We start from the raw sequence: 15788 nt of genomic DNA on the forward strand, positions 1-15788 counted from the left end.
ATGCGAATCGAACATCTGATCAACGGTAAAGCGAGCGCGGCGAAAGACTACTTCGAAACAGTCAATCCGGCGACGCAAGAAGTCCTTGCCGAAGTCGCGCGAGGCGGCGCGGAAGAAGTCGACGCCGCCGTGCGCGCCGCCAAAGACGCGTTTCCCGCATGGGCCGCCAAGCCCGCCGCGGAACGCGCGAAGCTGGTGCGCAAGCTCGGCGAACTGATTGCGAAGAACGTGCCGGAGATATCCGAGACCGAAACGAAAGACACCGGCCAGACAATCTCGCAAACGCGCAAGCAACTCGTGCCGCGCGCCGCCGACAACTTCAGCTACTTCGCCGAGATGTGCACGCGCGTCGACGGCCATACGTATCCGACCGATACGCATCTGAACTACACGCTGTTCCATCCGGTCGGCGTGTGCGCGCTGATCTCGCCATGGAACGTGCCGTTCATGACGGCCACATGGAAAGTGGCACCCTGTCTCGCGTTCGGCAATACCGCTGTATTGAAGATGAGCGAGCTCTCGCCGCTCACCGCCTCGATGCTCGGCAACCTCGCGCTCGAAGCCGGCATTCCGGCCGGCGTGCTGAACGTGGTGCACGGCTTCGGCAAAGACACCGGCGAGCCGCTGGTCGCGCATCCGGACCTGCATGCCGTGTCGTTCACGGGCTCGACGGCGACCGGCAACCGCATCGTGCAGACCGCGGGGCTGAAGAAGTTTTCGATGGAACTGGGCGGCAAATCGCCATTCGTGATTTTCGACGACGCCGATTTCGAACGCGCGCTCGACGCCGCCGTATTCATGATCTTCTCGAACAACGGCGAACGCTGCACGGCGGGCTCGCGCATTCTCGTGCAGCGCTCTATTTACGCACGCTTTGCCGAACGTTTCATCGAGCGCGCGAAGCGTTTGACGGTGGGCGATCCGCTAGCCGACAGCACCATTGTCGGCCCCATGATCAGTCAGGGCCATCTGGCGAAGGTGCGCAGCTACATCGAACTCGGCCCGAAAGAAGGCGCGACGCTCGCGTGCGGCGGCCTCGACATGCCGGAGTTGCCCGACGCCATGCGCAAAGGCAACTTCGTTCAACCCACCGTGTTCGTCGATGTCGACAACCGCATGCGCATCGCGCAGGAAGAGATCTTCGGCCCGGTCGCCTGCCTGATTCCATTCGACGACGAAGCCGACGCGATCAAACTCGCCAACGACATCTCTTACGGCCTGTCGAGTTACATCTGGACCGAGAGCAGCGGCCGCGCATTGCGCGTTGCCGCCGCCGTCGAAGCCGGCATGTGCTTCGTCAACAGCCAGAACGTGCGCGACTTGCGCCAGCCGTTCGGCGGCACCAAGGCATCGGGCGTGGGCCGCGAAGGCGGCACGTGGAGCTATGAAGTGTTTCTCGAACCGAAGAATGTTTGCGTGTCGCTAGGCTCGCATCACATTCCGCGCTGGGGGGTGTGATGGGCAAACTCGCGCTGGCAGCAAAAGTGACTCACGTCCCGTCGTTATATCTGTCCGAACTCGACGGTCCGCATAAAGGCTGCCGACAACCCGCGATCGACGGCCATCATGAAATCGGCCGGCGTTGCCGCGAACTGGGCGTCGATACGATCGTCGTGTTCGACGTGCATTGGCTCGTGAACAGCGAATACCACATCAATTGCGCGCCGAAGTTCGAAGGCGTCTACACGAGCAACGAACTGCCGCATTTCATCAAGAACATGCCGTACGCGTATCCGGGCAATGTCGAACTCGGCAATCTGATCGCGGAAGTCGCCAACGAAATGGGTGTGAAAAGCCGCGCGCACAGCGAGACCACGCTCGAACTCGAATATGGCACGCTGGTGCCGATGCGCTATATGAATGGCGATCAGCACTTCAAGACCGTCTCGGTAGCGGGCTGGTGCATGTGGCACGACCTCGACACCAGCGCGCGCTTCGGCCTCGCGGTGCGCAAGGCCATCGAGGAGCGTTATGAGGGCACCGTGGCGATTCTGGCGAGCGGATCGCTCAGCCATCACTTCGCCAACAACGGCACCGCCGAGCAGTTCATGCACAAGGTGTGGAGTCCGTTTCTCGAACAGATGGACCGCAAGGTGGTCGAGTTGTGGGAAGCCGGCGACTGGAAAACCTTCTGCGAGATGCTGCCGCTCTACAACGAAAAATGCTGGGGCGAAGGCGGCATGCACGACACCGCGATGCTGCTCGGCGCGCTCGGCTGGGATCGATACGACGGCAAGGTGGAAGTCGTCACGCCGTATTTCGGCAGTTCGGGCACCGGCCAGATCAACGCGATCTTTCCCGTTACGCCGCTACCCGCCTGAATACCAGGCAAGGAGTTCACCGTGCCGCATCTGACACTCGAATACAGCGCCAATCTCACCGGCGAAGAAAGCATCGGCCAACTGTGCAAGGCGCTCGCGCAGTGCCTCGACGCGCAACGCGAGAACGAACAGCGCGTCTATCCGCTCGGCGGAATCCGCGTGCGCGCGTTGCGCTGCGAACAGTACTGCATCGCCGACGGCCGCGCCGACGCAGCGTTCCTGCACGCGAACCTGAAGATCGGCGCGGGCCGCTCCGAAGCGGCAAAAAAGGCTACCGGCGACGCGCTATTCGCGCTGATCAAGCAGCACTTCGCCACTGAATTCGAACAGCATGGGCTAGCCTTATCGCTGGAGATCAATGAATTCAGCGAAGCCGGCACGTGGAAACACAACAACCTGCACGCACGCCTGAAGGCTGAATAGCGGCACTGAGAGAATCCATCATGCTAGACGAACAGACGATCCGCGACCTCGCGGCACAACTCGATCACGCCGAGAAAACGCGCACGCAACTGCGCCACTTCTCCGCCGCCTATCCGCAGATGACCGTGCAGGACGGCTACGCGATTCAACGCGAGTGGGTCAAGCTCAAGCTCGCCGAAGGCCACGTGATCAAGGGCCGCAAAATCGGCCTCACTTCGCGCGCGATGCAGCGTTCGTCGCAGATCGACGAGCCCGACTACGCGCCGCTGCTCGACAGCATGTTCATCGAAAACGGTCAGGACATTCGCGCGGACCGCTTCATTGCGCCGCGCGTGGAAGTCGAACTCGCGTTCGTGTTGAGCAAGCCGCTAAAGGGGCCCGGCGTCACGCTGTTCGACGTGCTGGACGCGACCGCTTACGTGACGCCGGCCGTGGAAATCATCGACGCGCGCATCGAACAGTTCGACCGCGAAACCAAAGCCCCGCGCAAGGTCTACGACACGATCTCCGATTTCGCGGCGAACGCGGGCATCGTGCTGGGCGGCCGTCCGGTGCGTCCGCTGGATGTCGACCTGCGCTGGGTCGGCGCGTTGCTCTACAAGAACGGCGCGGTGGAAGAAAGCGGTCTCGCGGCCGCCGTGCTGAATCATCCTGCAACCGGTGTGGCCTGGCTCGCCAACAAGATCGCTCCATACGATGAATCGCTCAACGCGAACGACGTGATTCTAAGCGGCTCTTTCACCAGTCCGATCGCCGCGCGCGCGGGCGACACGTTCCACGTCGACTACGGTCCGCTGGGCGGCATCGGTTTGAATTTCATCTGAACTCATTTGAGCCGACACGACATGTCCCTTCCGCAAAACACCTTCAAGCGCGCCCTTGCCGAAGGCAAACCACAATTCGGCCTGTGGGCCGCGCTCGCCGACGCCTACGTGACCGAGCTGCTGGCCACCGCCGGCTTCGACTGGCTGCTGATCGACAATGAGCATGCGCCGAACGACGTGCGCAGCACGCTGGCGCAATTGCAGGCGGTGGCCGCGTATGCGTCGCATCCGGTGGTGCGCCCGGTGCGCAGCGACAGCGCGCTGATCAAGCAATTGCTCGACATCGGCGCGCAGACTCTGTTGCTGCCGATGATCGACACCGCCGGACAGGCCGCCGACGCGGTCGCGGCCACGCGTTATCCACCGCAAGGCATTCGCGGCGTGGGCAGTGCGTTGGCGCGCGCATCGCGCTGGAACCGGATACCGGATTACCTGAGCACGGCGGCGGACGAGTTGTGCGTGCTGGTGCAGGTGGAAACCGTGCAAGGCATGGAGAATCTGCCGGCGATAGCGGCAGTGGATGGCGTCGACGGCGTGTTTTTCGGTCCGTCGGACCTGAGCGCGTCGATGGGGTTGCTTGGCAAACCCGGCGACGCCAGCGTGCGCGAAGCGATTCGCAACGGCATCCAGACCGTGCTGCGCGCGGGCAAAGCGGCCGGCGTGCTCGCGCCAGATCCATCGATTGCCGCCGACTACCTCGAAGCGGGCGCGACTTTTGTGGCTGTCGGCACGGACACGGGTTTGCTGAGCCGCGCGGCGGCCGATCTGGCGGCGTCGTATAAAAAGACTGCGACGATGGCGGCATCGCCCAAGGGTGGGTACTGACGCGACCTGTTTAGCGCGCGAACCGTCAGGCCCGCACTGCGGGAAAGAAAAAAACTACTCCGCCGCGGGCCAAGGCAAGCCCGACGCCGACCAGTCCAGTTCCACTCCGATCACGGAGCGCTCGGCGGCGAACTGCAGCGCCAGCGTCACCGCGATACACGGCCTGCCGCTCGCCAGCGAGAGATAAGGATTACTCGACACCGCCACGCCCGGCAACAACACCGCGTTGCGGAAATACGGCCGATGATCCCAGCGCGCATCGCGCGGATTCGCCACGGGTTGCAGCGAGGCGCCGTCCGTGCTCCAGGCCGGCCCCTGCACTTCCTGACCGATCTGCCTGCCCGCGTCGTCGAGAATGAAGCAGCTGATGCAGCGCTCGAACCTCGCCAGCGGAGCGAACGCCTCTTCCATGGCCACACCGGCCAGCAACGCATCGGCAGCGAGCCGCAAGGCGACCCGGTAAGGCTCCACTTCGGTTTCGAACAACGCATGCTGATGCGCCCGCCCTTGCGCGATCACATCGAAAGCGTCATCGATGCGGCGGTGCACCGACTCCGGCGGCGCGATCTCCTTGGCCGGCCGCCCCAGCAGATAACCCTGCGCGAAATCCACATTCGATTCCACCGCGAGAATCAGTTCTTCCGTGGTCTCCACGCCTTCGACGACCACCAGCATCCCCGCCAGATGCAACAGCGAAACGAGCTTCGGCAGAATCGGCTGCTCGGTGCCGTGGCCCGTCGCGCGAATCAGTTCGCCGTCGAGCTTGACGAGGTCCGGGCGAATCCTGAGCAGCCGGTCGAGATTCGACTGGCCGGCGCCGAAATCGTCGACGGCGATCAGGAAACCGTGCTCGCGATAGAGCGCCGCCGCGCGCGACATGTCGTCGACGCTGCCGCCATGCGATTCGAGAATCTCCAGAATCACGCGCTCAGGTTCGAGTCCGACGGACCGCACGATTTTCGCCAGTTGATCCGCGTAGCCTTCGGCAATGAACGTGGCCGGCAGAATGTTGAGGAAGAGCCACGCGTCGTCCGGCAGCGACGTGCGCGCATTGGCCAGATGCACGACGTGACTCGCGCGATCGAGCGCGCCCTCGTCGCTCGAAGGCCTCGGCGCGAACAGCACCGCGGGCGGCACCAGGGTGCCGTCGTCCTGCTCGCCGCGCAGCAAGGCCTCGAAGCCCACCTGCTTCTGATGCGACAAACTGTAGAGCGGCTGGAAATGCGAGGTGAGGTAGTACTCCTCCCAGCGATGCCGCCGCACAAGCGCCCCATCCTCGTCGGATCCGTCGTCGGTCAGCAGTTGCAGCGCTTCACGCGGCAGCGCGCGCTCGGCGCACACCCGGTTTCTGCCGGAATGCTTGGCGCGCAGCAAGGCTTCGTCGGCGCGATCGAGCAGCACCATGATGCTTTCGCCGCTGCGGTGCTCGGCCACGCCGAAGCTCGCGGTCAGCCGGCCGTCCGGCCGCTCGATCGCGGCAATCGCATGGCGCAGGCGTTCGGCCACATGAAGCGCGCCGGTGAGACCGTCGCGCAGCAGCAGCGCGAATTCCTCGCCGCCGATCCGGCTCACGCTGTCGTCCGCGGAGACCTCTTCCATCAGCACCTGGGCGACCTGGTAGAGCGCATGGTCGCCGATCGCGTGGCCGAAGCGATCGTTCAGCGATTTGAAGTTGTCGATGTCGAGAAAGATCGCGCTGACGCGCGTATCCGGCGTGACGCTGTCGAGGCGGCGCTCGGCCTGTTTGACGAACGCGCGGCGGTTTTGCAGGCCGGTCAGCGGGTCGGTCGCGGCAAGTTGCGCGAGCTGGCTCTCCAGCAGAAAGTGATTGCGGCGAAACCGGTAGAAACCGAAGTGAAACACGGCGGAAGTCGGCACGCCGATCGCCACGATCCACATCCACACGACCGTCTCGACGTCATGCGTCAGCGGCGCGCCGAACAGCAGCGCGAACGCCGTCGCATAGAAAAGCACGCTGCCGGTGACGAAGTGCGTCGGCGTGAGCCATAGCGGCGCGGCGCAGATCGGTATCACGACCAGCGCGGGCAGCGTCCACAGCAACGGTTGCGTGACGCCGACGATGTTCATCGCCATACCCGCCACCAGCACCTGCGAGTAAGCAACGCCGATCAGGCCGAAGCTCCACGTCGACCTGGCGCGCGGAATCGCCAGCACCAGCAACGCGAGCAGCAGCGCGCACGTGAGCCGGTAGCCGAGCGGCGCGGCCGGGCCGTCGACCAGATTGCGCGCCCCGACGAAGCACAGGAACGCGACCACGGTGAACGCCATGGTCACGGTGGACAGCGGACGCTGGTGCTCGAGCGAGCGCCGGTGGAAGCGATCGCGCAAACCGGCGTCGAACGGTTGCTGCGTTGCGGTGGAAAGCATATTGATAGATATCAGCCTGGTTCCGGTCACTCTGCCAATGGATATCGGCAAAGATCTGACAAATATTTATGCCTTCCACACAAATCGAACGAAGATTCTTTTTCGTAGCCCTCCGCTCTACGCGGCCATTACGCGATTGCGGCCCGACGCCTTGGCGGCATACAGCGCGCCGTCCGCGCGCGCCATCAACTGGGCGAGCGATTCATCGCGCCGAAGCTGGTCCACGCCGACGCTGAAGGTGTAGCGCAGCCCACGCGGCAACTCGTCAGCCGCGGCCCCGGCCAGGCGGCTGCGCAGACGGTCGAGCAGGCTCACCGCTTCGGCGGCGGTGGTGGCCGGGCATAGCACGCCGAATTCCTCGCCGCCCAGCCGGCCGAACACATCGCCGACCCGCAGGTTGCGGGCGACAAAGGTCGCGAAGTGGTTCAGCACCTGGTCGCCCGCGGCGTGGCCGTAGTTGTCGTTGACGGCCTTGAACGAGTCGATGTCGATGATCGCCAGCGCCACCGGCGAACGGGTGCGCAGCGACGCATTCAGCAGCGCGTCGCCGATCGCCAGAAACGCGCGGCGCGACAGCGCGCCCGTCAGGTCGTCGACATTGGCCAACCGTTCGAGCCGCTCGGCGAGGCGGTCGTGCGCGAGCATCACCACGCCGATCGAAAGACAGGGCGGCGCAAGAATGCCGAGCGCGAGAAAAATGATGTTGGACGGCGACACTTGCAGCAGGCTGCTTTGCGTCAGCAGACCGAAGCCGTACATGAGCCCGCGCGACGTGTGCCCGGCGCACAGCACCATGGCTGCTACCGCGAGGAAATAGTAGCTATAGCGCGGCCGGTTCGCGGGACGGCCGCGCAGCAGGAGCGCGGCGAGCGCGGCATAAAGCGCCGCGTGAAACGCCGACACCAGCGCGACGCGCGCGTTGAAGTCCGGCGCGGCGAAGGTCCAGTACGAGATGCCGAACAGCACGACGACAAGGCCGATGTACGCCGGCCACGGTCGCGCGCGGCGCCCCAGAAAGCGCAGACAGCCTTCGACCACCAGCAGTAGCGAGGCGGCCAGCAACACGTTGGACGCCACGAAGGTCAGCCAGCGCGACCCATGGCCTTGCAACGCGAAAGCCAGCAACGCGACGATGGCGATCGCGTTGGCCGAGATCCAGTAACCGACGCCTGGAATCGCCGCGCGCCACAACGAACCGAGCACGGCCATCGCCATGGCGCTCGACAACACGGTGACCAGAAGAATACTGAGTGGATTGAGCATTGCAATATATGAATCAAACGGCATCGTCGGCATTCGCCACGTACGCCCGTTCTTTTTTTGGCACCTCGATGCAAGTTCGCAAGCTTAGCGGCTCGGACAAAAATTGGGCGCGCAAGGACCTCGAAAGATACAGAAAGAATTTCCTGTGGCAGCGCAGACGCCGCTCCCCGGCAATCGCGAAGCGTTGCATTTATCACGAAACGAAAATGCTAAATCAGCTGGCGAATGCAGCCGTTAATGGAGTCATGTCGGACACGTTCTTACCGGCAGGCCATGGTGGCTAAACGAACAGGCCATTGGAGCAGCAAAAATTACTTAATCCGAAGCGCATCCGCCGCTATCCATTGCGCGTATAAACAGACGATTGGGAAGTGGCTAAAAGTTAATGTCTTAAGTAGACTGCTTCGAAGTGTGGCGGACAGACTAGACAGCCCGGTAAAACTAACTTAGGCGGCGTGCAATACGCGATTTCCCGCAACACTTTTCCTTTACGCCCGGTCGTGGCATCTAATTTTTTTAAGCGGCTGAAACGACGGCCATTTCCCGGAAAACATGGTCCCAATCCTCGATTACCTGCTGGAACGCCAGATCTCGCCGCAGTGGCGCGGCATGCTCACCGCATTGGCCACCGAGTTCGAAGCGCAGATCGGTCGCGACGAACTGCGCCAACTGATGCACCGCGTCGGCAGCCGGTTTGCGGCGGCGCATCCGCTGCCCGCCTGCGACTCGACCGCCGAGCTCGCACGGAACCTGAATGTGTACTGGCAAGAAATGGATTGGGGCTACGTCGAGTTGGCGGATGAACCCGAGTCACTACGCATCGTTCACTACTGCGCACCATTGCAGGCATTCGGCGGCGCCGCGCTTGCATGGACGCCGGCGTTTCTCGAAGGCGTGTATCAGACCTGGTTGAGCGCGTTGGGCGCGCAGGGTTTGTCGGTCGCGCAAACGAGTGGGTACAGCGAGGACACCGCGATCGAATTTCGTTTGGGCCGTCATCCGGTTTGAACGCCGCACGTTGATGAACATGTGGCCCGGCCAGGTGGGCCGCGTATGTGAATGGACACAGTAGCAACGAGCAGTAGAGGAACGCGCCAGACCGGTGCGCGTGCAGTAGCAGAGCAGGCAGGCAGGACCAGCGTTTCAGGGCCGCGAACGCAAGTCAGGATCGGGGCAAGGGTAGGCATGAACAAGACGGCGGCACTATGAGCTCATCGAGCGACATCGAGAAACTTTTCGATCATTTTGGCGGTGACGCCAACGCGTACCAGGAAATCGGCCGCGAAAACGAAGCGCGTTCGGCGCGCACCCGTTGGCCGCTATTGGTGACGCTCGATCTGACCCAGCCGACGATTCCCGCCATCGGGCAGCATCGCGAACCCAAGCCTCAGTCGCAAGCAGTCGAGGCGCCGGTGGCCGTCGATCGTCAGGACACCACGCCAAAAGACGCCGCCTCCGTCACGCGCGCAAAGGCGCCGCTGTTCACGCGTTCGCCTCGGCGGGATATTCCGCCGGTCGCCGTGGCCGCGCCGGTGAACGTGCCGAAAGGCGCGTCGCGCTTCGGCGAACTCGAATCGAAAAACGACGCGGCGCCGCCAGCGGCGGTTGGCGCTGTTCGAGTGGAAGCCGTCGCGCCGGCGGCTGCACAAGCCGCGCCCACTGCGGCTCCGGCTCCGGTTCAAAGCGCGCCGGCAGCGATCCAGTTCGCTTCCGCTGCGATTCCGGCACAGACAGCGCCGCTCGCCCCCGTGCCTCACGCCGCGCAACCGGCTTCCGTGCAACCAGCCTCCGTGCCACCGGCGATTCCGTTGCGGCCGCCGGTGATGCAAACGGTCGCGTCCGCCGCCGCGCCGAGCTGGGCGCAGACCCCGGCGCCTGCGCGTGCTTACGCGAGTACGACCGCGCCGACTGCACCCACCGCACCCGCCTCACCCGCCTCACCCGCCTCACCCACCGCGCCGACGCAACCCGCTTCGATCCTCGGCAAGCTCTTCGCGCCGGAACCCGCATTCGCATCCGCGGCGCCGCATCCGGCCGCGCCGAGCGACGCATCCGCGCCTCTGCAGTCGGTCTTCGACCGCCTGCGCGGCACCCCCGCTCAATCCGCAGCACCGGCCGGCGCCACGCGCGCCGCCACGCCCGCCACCTCCAACTCGTGGCTGATCAACGGCCCTCGTCGCTCATGAAAGTCATCGCGGTGGTGTCCGCCAAAGGCGGGGTCGGCAAGACCACCCTCGCCGCCAATCTCGCTTCCGTGCTGGCCGCCGGCGGCCGGCGTGTGATCGCGCTCGACCTCGACCCGCAGAACGCCCTGCGTCTGCACTTCGGCGTGCCGCTCGACAGCATCGACGGTCTGTCGCGCGCCACGCTGACCGGCGACCCGTGGCAAACCGTGATGTTCGACGGCGTCGACGGCGTGACCGTGCTGCCCTACGGCGCATTGCTCGAAGACGACCGCCGCCGCTTCGAAGCGCACATCGACCAGGATCCGCGCTGGCTCGCGCAGTCGTTGCAGAACCTGCGACTCGACGCCTCCGACATCGTGATCATCGACACGCCGCCGGGTTCGTCCACGTATGTGCGAGCCGCCTTGACGGCGGCCACTTTCACGCTGAACGTGGTGCTCGCCGACGCCGCCTCGTACGCCGCGATTCCGCAGATGGAGCGGCTGATCGCAGCGTACGCGGCGCCGCGCGCCGAGTTCGGCGGCGAAGGCTACGTGATCAACCAGATCGACCAGTCGCGCCAGCTGACCAAAGACGTGCTCAAGGTGCTGCGCCAGATGCTCGGCACCAAGCTGTTCCCCGGCGTGATCCATCTGGACGAAGGCGTGAGCGAGGCGCTCGCGTGCGACACCACGCTGATTCACTACGACCCACTCAGCCAGGCCGCCGCCGATTTCAGGTCGTGCGGCGCGTGGCTGCTGGCGGCGCTCGACGCGATCGCCGTCTCGCCGAGGAACGTCGCATGAGTACGTCTCCGTCGCCGGGCCTCGAGCCCGCCGAGCCGTCGCGGATCGAACGTTTCGTCGACGCGCGCTTCTGGAACAGCCGCATCGTCACCGGACTCGTCACGCTGTTCGCGCTGGTGATGCTGTACTTCGTGTTCACCGTGCCGCTCGCCTTCTACGAACAGTTGACGTTCGCGACCTGCTGCTTCGTGACCGCGCTGATGTTCCGCCGCCTGCAAGGCCGGTACGCGACGATGGTGATGATCATGCTGTCGGTGGTCACTTCGGGCCGCTATATGTACTGGCGGCTGACCGCAACCACGTACTGGGAGCATCCGCTCGACGCCGGCTGGGGTCTGCTGCTGGTCTCCGCCGAAGTCTATTCGACCATCGTGCTGCTGCTCGGCTACTTCCAGACCGCCTGGCCGCTCAAGCGCACGCCGATGCCGCTGCCCGCCTCGCGCGACCAATGGCCGACCGTCGACGTGTTCATTCCGACCTACAACGAGCCGCTCTCGGTGGTGAAGCCGACCATCTACGCCGCGCTCGCGCTCGACTATCCGGCCGAGAAGATTTCGATCCACGTACTCGACGACGGCCGCCGTCCCGAGTTCAAGGCGTTCTGCGAAGAGGTCGGCGTGAACTGGACGATCCGCACGCACAACCGCCACGCGAAAGCCGGCAACATCAACGAAGCACTGAAGATCACCAGCGGCGAATACCTCGCGATCTTCGATTGCGATCACATTCCGACCCGCTCGTTCCTGCAGATCGGCCTCGGCTGGTTCCTGCGCGACAAGCTGCTGTCGATGCTGCAAACGCCCCACCACTTTTTCTCCGCCGATCCCTTCGAACGCAATCTCGGCACCTTCCGCAAGGTGCCGAACGAAGGCGAGTTGTTCTACGGCCTCGTGCAGGACGGCAACGATTTGTGGAACGCCACCTTCTTCTGCGGCTCGTGCGCGCTGCTGCGCCGGACCATGGTCGAGGAGATCGGCGGCATCGCGGTCGAGACCGTCACCGAAGACGCGCACACCGCCTTGAAGCTGCACCGTCTCGGCTATACCACCGCGTATCTGGCGATTCCGCAAGCCGCGGGGCTGGCCACGGAATCTCTGTCCGGCCACATCGGCCAGCGGATTCGCTGGGCGCGCGGCATGACGCAGATTTTCCGGATCGACAATCCGCTCACCGGCAAGGGGCTGAAGATCGGCCAGCGCCTGTGTTATCTGAACGCGATGATGCACTTCTTCTACGGCATCCCGCGTCTGGTGTTTCTCACCGCGCCGCTGTCGTATCTGTTCTTCGGCGCGCACGTGATCGAAGCCGCCGCCAGCACGATCGCGATCTACGCATTGCCGCACATGATGCACGCGAGCATCACCAACTCGCGCATGCAGCGCTCGTTCCGCCATTCGTTCTGGGCGGAAGTCTATGAGTCGGTGCTGGCCTCGTACATCACCGCGCCGACCCTGCTCGCGCTGATCAACCCGAAGCTCGGCAAGTTCAACGTGACGGCCAAGGGCGGCCAGATCGAGAAGAACTATTTCGACTGGGCGATCTCACGGCCGTATCTGTTTCTGCTGTTGCTGAACCTGATCGGCTTCTGCGTAGGCATCGTGCATATCTACTTGAACTGGCATGTGCGCAGCGTGGTGCAGACCACCATCCTCAACCTCGGCTGGACCACGTACAACATGCTGATTCTCGGCGCGAGCGTGGCCGCCGCGAGCGAGCGCCGGCAGATTCGCGCGGTGCACCGCGTGGCGATGCAGATGCCCGTCATGCTGAAATTCTCGACCGGCCGCACGCTCGCCTGCGAAACCATCGACTACTCGGAAGGCGGCGTCGGCGTCGCGCTGCCCGCCGCGATCCAGGTGCCGATGCACGAGCGCGTGACCGTCTCCCTCTTTCGTGGCGACGAGGAATACGCGTTCCCCGCGACCGTGGGCTTCACCGCGCCGGGCCGCGTGGGCCTGCGCTTCTCGGCAATGACGCGCGAGCAGGAGTACGAATTCGTCAAGACCACCTTTGCACGCGCCGACGCATGGACCGGCTGGGCGGAAGGACGGCAGCAGGACACGCCGTTGCGCGGCCTGTCGCATGTGCTGACGGTGGGCGCGCGCGGTATCGCGGGTCTGTTCGAGCATCTTTATGCCGACCTTCGCAGTTCGATGAAAAGCCGTCCAATGGACGTCAAGAAGCTAAAAACGAAAGACTGATCTATGCGCAACTGGATGGCGAAGGGCAACATCGAACGCTCGAATCACGAGCGCAGTGGGACCGGATTGAGCATGCATCGCGTGGCACGCCCCGGCTCGCAACGGCTGATGCGCGGCCTCGCGTGCTGGCTGGCATTGCAGACGGCGCTGGCCGCGCCGCTCGCCTCGGCGGCTGAAGTCGTGGCGGCGAGCGTCGCTGCAAACGGGACGGACGCCGCGCAGAGCGCCGCGGGCTCCGTTCAGAGCAAGCCGGTTGCGCCGACCGCGACCGGCGCCGGCACTGCAAGCGCGCCGGGTCCGGCCGTGCCCTACGATCCGAACGCGCTGGCGCAACCTCAATTGGCGACGCCGACGCCGGCGCTCGCCGCGTCGTCGGTGAAAGCGTTGGGCGTCAAGACGCCGACCACCGCCGAACCGGGCACGCTGGTGCCGGGCGGCCGCCGTCAGACGCTGACCTTCGCCGATCTCGGCGCGCTCGACCCGCTGCAATTGCGCGGCACCGACGGCCAGAACGGCGTGGCGTTTTCCGTGCGCGGCGACGAAGTGGTGACGGGCGCGGTCCTGCATCTGGTGTATAGCTACTCGCCCGCGCTGCTGCCGAATATCTCGCAACTCAAGGTGCTGGTGAACGGCGAAGTTGCCGCCACCCTGCCCGTGCCGCACGAACAGGCCGGCATGCTGGTGGCGCGCGACGTCACGATCGATCCGCGCTTCATCACCGAGTTCAACCATCTGAACGTGCAGTTGATCGGCCATTACACGACGAGTTGTGAAGACCCAGCCAACTCGTCGCTGTGGGCCACGGTCAGCAATGCGAGTTCGCTCGATCTGACTTACGCGTCGCTCGCCAGCAAGCCGAATCTGGCCGCGCTGCCGCAGCCGTTCTTCGACCGCCGCGACGTGCGCCGTCTCGAGCTGCCGTTCGTGTTCCCGCAAAAGCCGGGCAACGCCACGCTCGAAGCGGGCGGCATCGTGGCGTCGTGGTTCGGCGCGCTCGCCGGTTATCGCGGCGCGGTGTTTCCGGCGCAGCTGGATAACGCGCCGCTGTCGGGCAATGCCGTCGTGTTCGCGACTTCCGATCAACGTCCGGCCGGCATCAATATTCCGGCGATTTCCGGCCCGACCATCGCGGTGGTCGATCGCGAAGCGCCGGCGCGCGGCAAGCTGCTGCTCGTGCTCGGACGCACCGAAGCCGAACTGAAAACCGCCGCGAAATCGCTCGGCATCGGCCAGAACACCTTGACCGGCCCGAGCGCGACCATCACGCAGCTGAACGAACTCGCGCCGCGCGCGCCGTACGATGCGCCGAACTGGCTGCCCACCAATCGTCCGGTGCGCTTCGGCGAACTCACCGATCCGCGCGATCTGACCGTGTCCGGTTACGACGCCGACGCCGTGCGCGTGAATCTGCGCGTGCCGCCCGATCTGTTCATGTGGCACACCAAGGGCGCGCCGATCGATCTGCGCTACCGCTACACGGTGCGTCCACTGCGCGACCGCTCGTCGCTGAACGTGAGCGTGAACAACGGCTTCGTGCAGGCGCTGCCGATTCCCGCCGAATCCGCGTCTGTGTTCGAGCTGAGCCATTACTTCGCCACCGTGCTGCCCGACAAGACCGCCGAAGCGCGCCGCACCCTGCACATTCCGCCGCTGCTGCTGACGCCGCGCGCGCAGGTGCGCCTGCACTTCTACTACGACATTCCGAATACCGGCGAATGTCATGGGCGTCTGCTCGACAACGTGGTCGGCGCGATCGATCCGAACTCGACCATCGACCTCTCGTCGTTCCCGCACTACATGGCGCTGCCCGATCTGGCCGCGTTCGCCAATAGCGGCTTCCCGTTCACGCGGATGGCGGACCTCTCCGAGACCGCCGCGATCCTGCCGAACGACGCCGATTCGAGCGACTACAGCCTGTTTCTGCTGACCATGGGCCGCATGGGGACCTCGACCGGCTATCCGGTGACGGGCGTCACGGTCGGCACCGCCGACGACGCCGACAAGTTCGCCAACAAGGACCTGCTGATCTTCGGCGCGCCGGGCAAGCAACCGCTGTTGCAGCGCTGGGCCAAGTCGATGCCGTTCTCCAGCGACGGCGACTCGCGCACCTTCCAGCTCACCGACATCGTCTTCAAGCTCGAGGACTGGTGGCATGGCGAACGCGGCGTCGAGCGCACGCCCGCGCGCGCCGATCTGACTCTCGTGAGTTCGAACGGCGACGCGTTGCTGACCGGTTTCGAATCGCCGCTGCAGAAGAACCGCAGCGCCGTCGCGCTGGTGAGCGCGGCCGGCCAGTCGGACGCCGATCTCTCCGCGGCGCTGCTCGACTCGGACGTGCTGCCGCAGATTCAAGGCGCGATGGCCGTGATCCACGGCCGCACCGTCACCATCACCTCGAACGGCGAGGCGTATTACGTCGGCCATCTGTCGCCGCAGGAATATCTGCGCTGGGCGCTGTCGTCGCATCCGCTGCTGTTGATGCTGGGCGGCGTACTTGCCGCGCTGATCATCGCGGGCCTGTTCTACCGGACGCTGCGCTCGATCGCCGCGCGCCGCCTGAGGGACTAATAGG

The 15788-nt window shown here is 64.7% G+C and carries 12 protein-coding genes; 10 read left to right on the forward strand and 2 right to left on the reverse strand.

What is annotated here, in order from left to right; all coding sequences use genetic code 11:
* The 5 genes from hpaE to hpaI are packed head-to-tail and all read left to right on the forward strand — an operon-like array spanning window position 1 to window position 4393.
* Complete coding sequence (gene hpaE, locus PQR54_RS27205; protein ID WP_408251101.1) at window positions 1–1458, forward strand: 5-carboxymethyl-2-hydroxymuconate semialdehyde dehydrogenase; 1458 nt, start codon at window positions 1–3, stop codon at window positions 1456–1458.
* Entirely contained in the window at window positions 1458–2321 is an 864-nt protein-coding gene (gene hpaD, locus PQR54_RS27210; RefSeq protein ID WP_408251103.1) for a 3,4-dihydroxyphenylacetate 2,3-dioxygenase, read from the forward strand. The genes hpaE and hpaD overlap by 1 nt, the downstream gene beginning before the upstream one ends.
* Window positions 2322–2342: 21 nt before the next feature.
* Entirely contained in the window at window positions 2343–2744 is a 402-nt protein-coding gene (locus PQR54_RS27215) for a 5-carboxymethyl-2-hydroxymuconate Delta-isomerase (RefSeq protein WP_408251105.1), read from the forward strand.
* Window positions 2745–2764: 20 nt separating this feature from the next.
* Window positions 2765–3568 (forward strand): 2-oxo-hept-4-ene-1,7-dioate hydratase, encoded by an 804-nt coding sequence (gene hpaH, locus PQR54_RS27220; protein ID WP_106304577.1) that lies wholly within the window; start codon window positions 2765–2767, stop codon window positions 3566–3568.
* Between the two features lie 21 nt (window positions 3569–3589).
* Window positions 3590–4393 carry a 4-hydroxy-2-oxoheptanedioate aldolase gene (gene hpaI / locus PQR54_RS27225; protein WP_408251107.1) on the forward strand — a complete coding sequence of 268 codons (804 nt, stop codon included), beginning with the start codon at window positions 3590–3592 and terminating at the stop codon, window positions 4391–4393.
* A 54-nt stretch (window positions 4394–4447) separates the two neighbouring features.
* On the opposite strand, the gene PQR54_RS27230 is transcribed toward hpaI, so the two are convergent.
* Window positions 4448–6781, reverse strand: a complete 2334-nt coding sequence (locus PQR54_RS27230) for a diguanylate cyclase (protein WP_408251109.1) — start codon at window positions 6779–6781, stop codon at window positions 4448–4450.
* A gap of 117 nt (window positions 6782–6898) precedes the next feature.
* Window positions 6899–8044 (reverse strand): GGDEF domain-containing protein, encoded by a 1146-nt coding sequence (locus tag PQR54_RS27235; RefSeq protein WP_408251111.1) that lies wholly within the window; start codon window positions 8042–8044, stop codon window positions 6899–6901.
* Window positions 8045–8596: 552 nt separating this feature from the next.
* Between PQR54_RS27235 and bcsD the strand changes: the two genes are divergently transcribed.
* The 5 genes from bcsD (at window position 8597) to bcsB (ending at window position 15784) form a co-directional block, all read left to right on the forward strand.
* On the forward strand, window positions 8597–9052 hold the full coding sequence (gene bcsD / locus PQR54_RS27240; protein WP_408251113.1) for a cellulose biosynthesis protein BcsD: 456 nt from the start codon (window positions 8597–8599) through the stop codon (window positions 9050–9052).
* A gap of 197 nt (window positions 9053–9249) precedes the next feature.
* Window positions 9250–10230 (forward strand): cellulose biosynthesis protein BcsP, encoded by a 981-nt coding sequence (gene bcsP / locus PQR54_RS27245; RefSeq protein WP_408251115.1) that lies wholly within the window; start codon window positions 9250–9252, stop codon window positions 10228–10230.
* Window positions 10227–11015, forward strand: coding sequence for a cellulose biosynthesis protein BcsQ (gene bcsQ, locus PQR54_RS27250; protein WP_408251117.1), 789 nt, complete (start codon window positions 10227–10229; stop codon window positions 11013–11015). The genes bcsP and bcsQ overlap by 4 nt, the downstream gene beginning before the upstream one ends.
* A complete protein-coding gene (gene bcsA / locus PQR54_RS27255) occupies window positions 11012–13216 on the forward strand; it encodes a UDP-forming cellulose synthase catalytic subunit (protein WP_408251119.1) in 2205 nt (734 codons plus the stop codon). The genes bcsQ and bcsA overlap by 4 nt, the downstream gene beginning before the upstream one ends.
* A gap of 3 nt (window positions 13217–13219) precedes the next feature.
* Window positions 13220–15784: a cellulose biosynthesis cyclic di-GMP-binding regulatory protein BcsB gene (gene bcsB, locus PQR54_RS27260; RefSeq protein ID WP_408251121.1), complete on the forward strand. Its 2565-nt coding sequence runs from the start codon at window positions 13220–13222 to the stop codon at window positions 15782–15784.
* Window positions 15785–15788: the final 4 nt, after the last annotated feature.

It is taken from the genome of Paraburkholderia phytofirmans, from assembly GCF_046028095.1.
Taxonomy (GTDB): Bacteria; Pseudomonadota; Gammaproteobacteria; order Burkholderiales; family Burkholderiaceae; genus Paraburkholderia; species Paraburkholderia phytofirmans_A.

Bases quoted from the DNA above. Each gene is read 5' to 3' on its own strand.
- hpaE (WP_408251101.1), top strand. From the start codon at position 1: ATGCGAATCGAACATCTGATCAACGGTAAAGCGAGCGCGGCGAAAGAC.
- hpaD (WP_408251103.1), top strand. From the start codon at position 1,458: ATGGGCAAACTCGCGCTGGCAGCAAAAGTGACTCACGTCCCGTCGTTA.
- hpaH (WP_106304577.1), top strand. From the start codon at position 2,765: ATGCTAGACGAACAGACGATCCGCGACCTCGCGGCACAACTCGATCAC.
- hpaI (WP_408251107.1), top strand. From the start codon at position 3,590: ATGTCCCTTCCGCAAAACACCTTCAAGCGCGCCCTTGCCGAAGGCAAA.
- PQR54_RS27230 (WP_408251109.1), bottom strand. From the start codon at position 6,781: ATGCTTTCCACCGCAACGCAGCAACCGTTCGACGCCGGTTTGCGCGAT.
- PQR54_RS27235 (WP_408251111.1), bottom strand. From the start codon at position 8,044: ATGCTCAATCCACTCAGTATTCTTCTGGTCACCGTGTTGTCGAGCGCC.
- bcsD (WP_408251113.1), top strand. From the start codon at position 8,597: ATGGTCCCAATCCTCGATTACCTGCTGGAACGCCAGATCTCGCCGCAG.
- bcsP (WP_408251115.1), top strand. From the start codon at position 9,250: ATGAGCTCATCGAGCGACATCGAGAAACTTTTCGATCATTTTGGCGGT.
- bcsQ (WP_408251117.1), top strand. From the start codon at position 10,227: ATGAAAGTCATCGCGGTGGTGTCCGCCAAAGGCGGGGTCGGCAAGACC.
- bcsA (WP_408251119.1), top strand. From the start codon at position 11,012: ATGAGTACGTCTCCGTCGCCGGGCCTCGAGCCCGCCGAGCCGTCGCGG.
- bcsB (WP_408251121.1), top strand. From the start codon at position 13,220: ATGCGCAACTGGATGGCGAAGGGCAACATCGAACGCTCGAATCACGAG.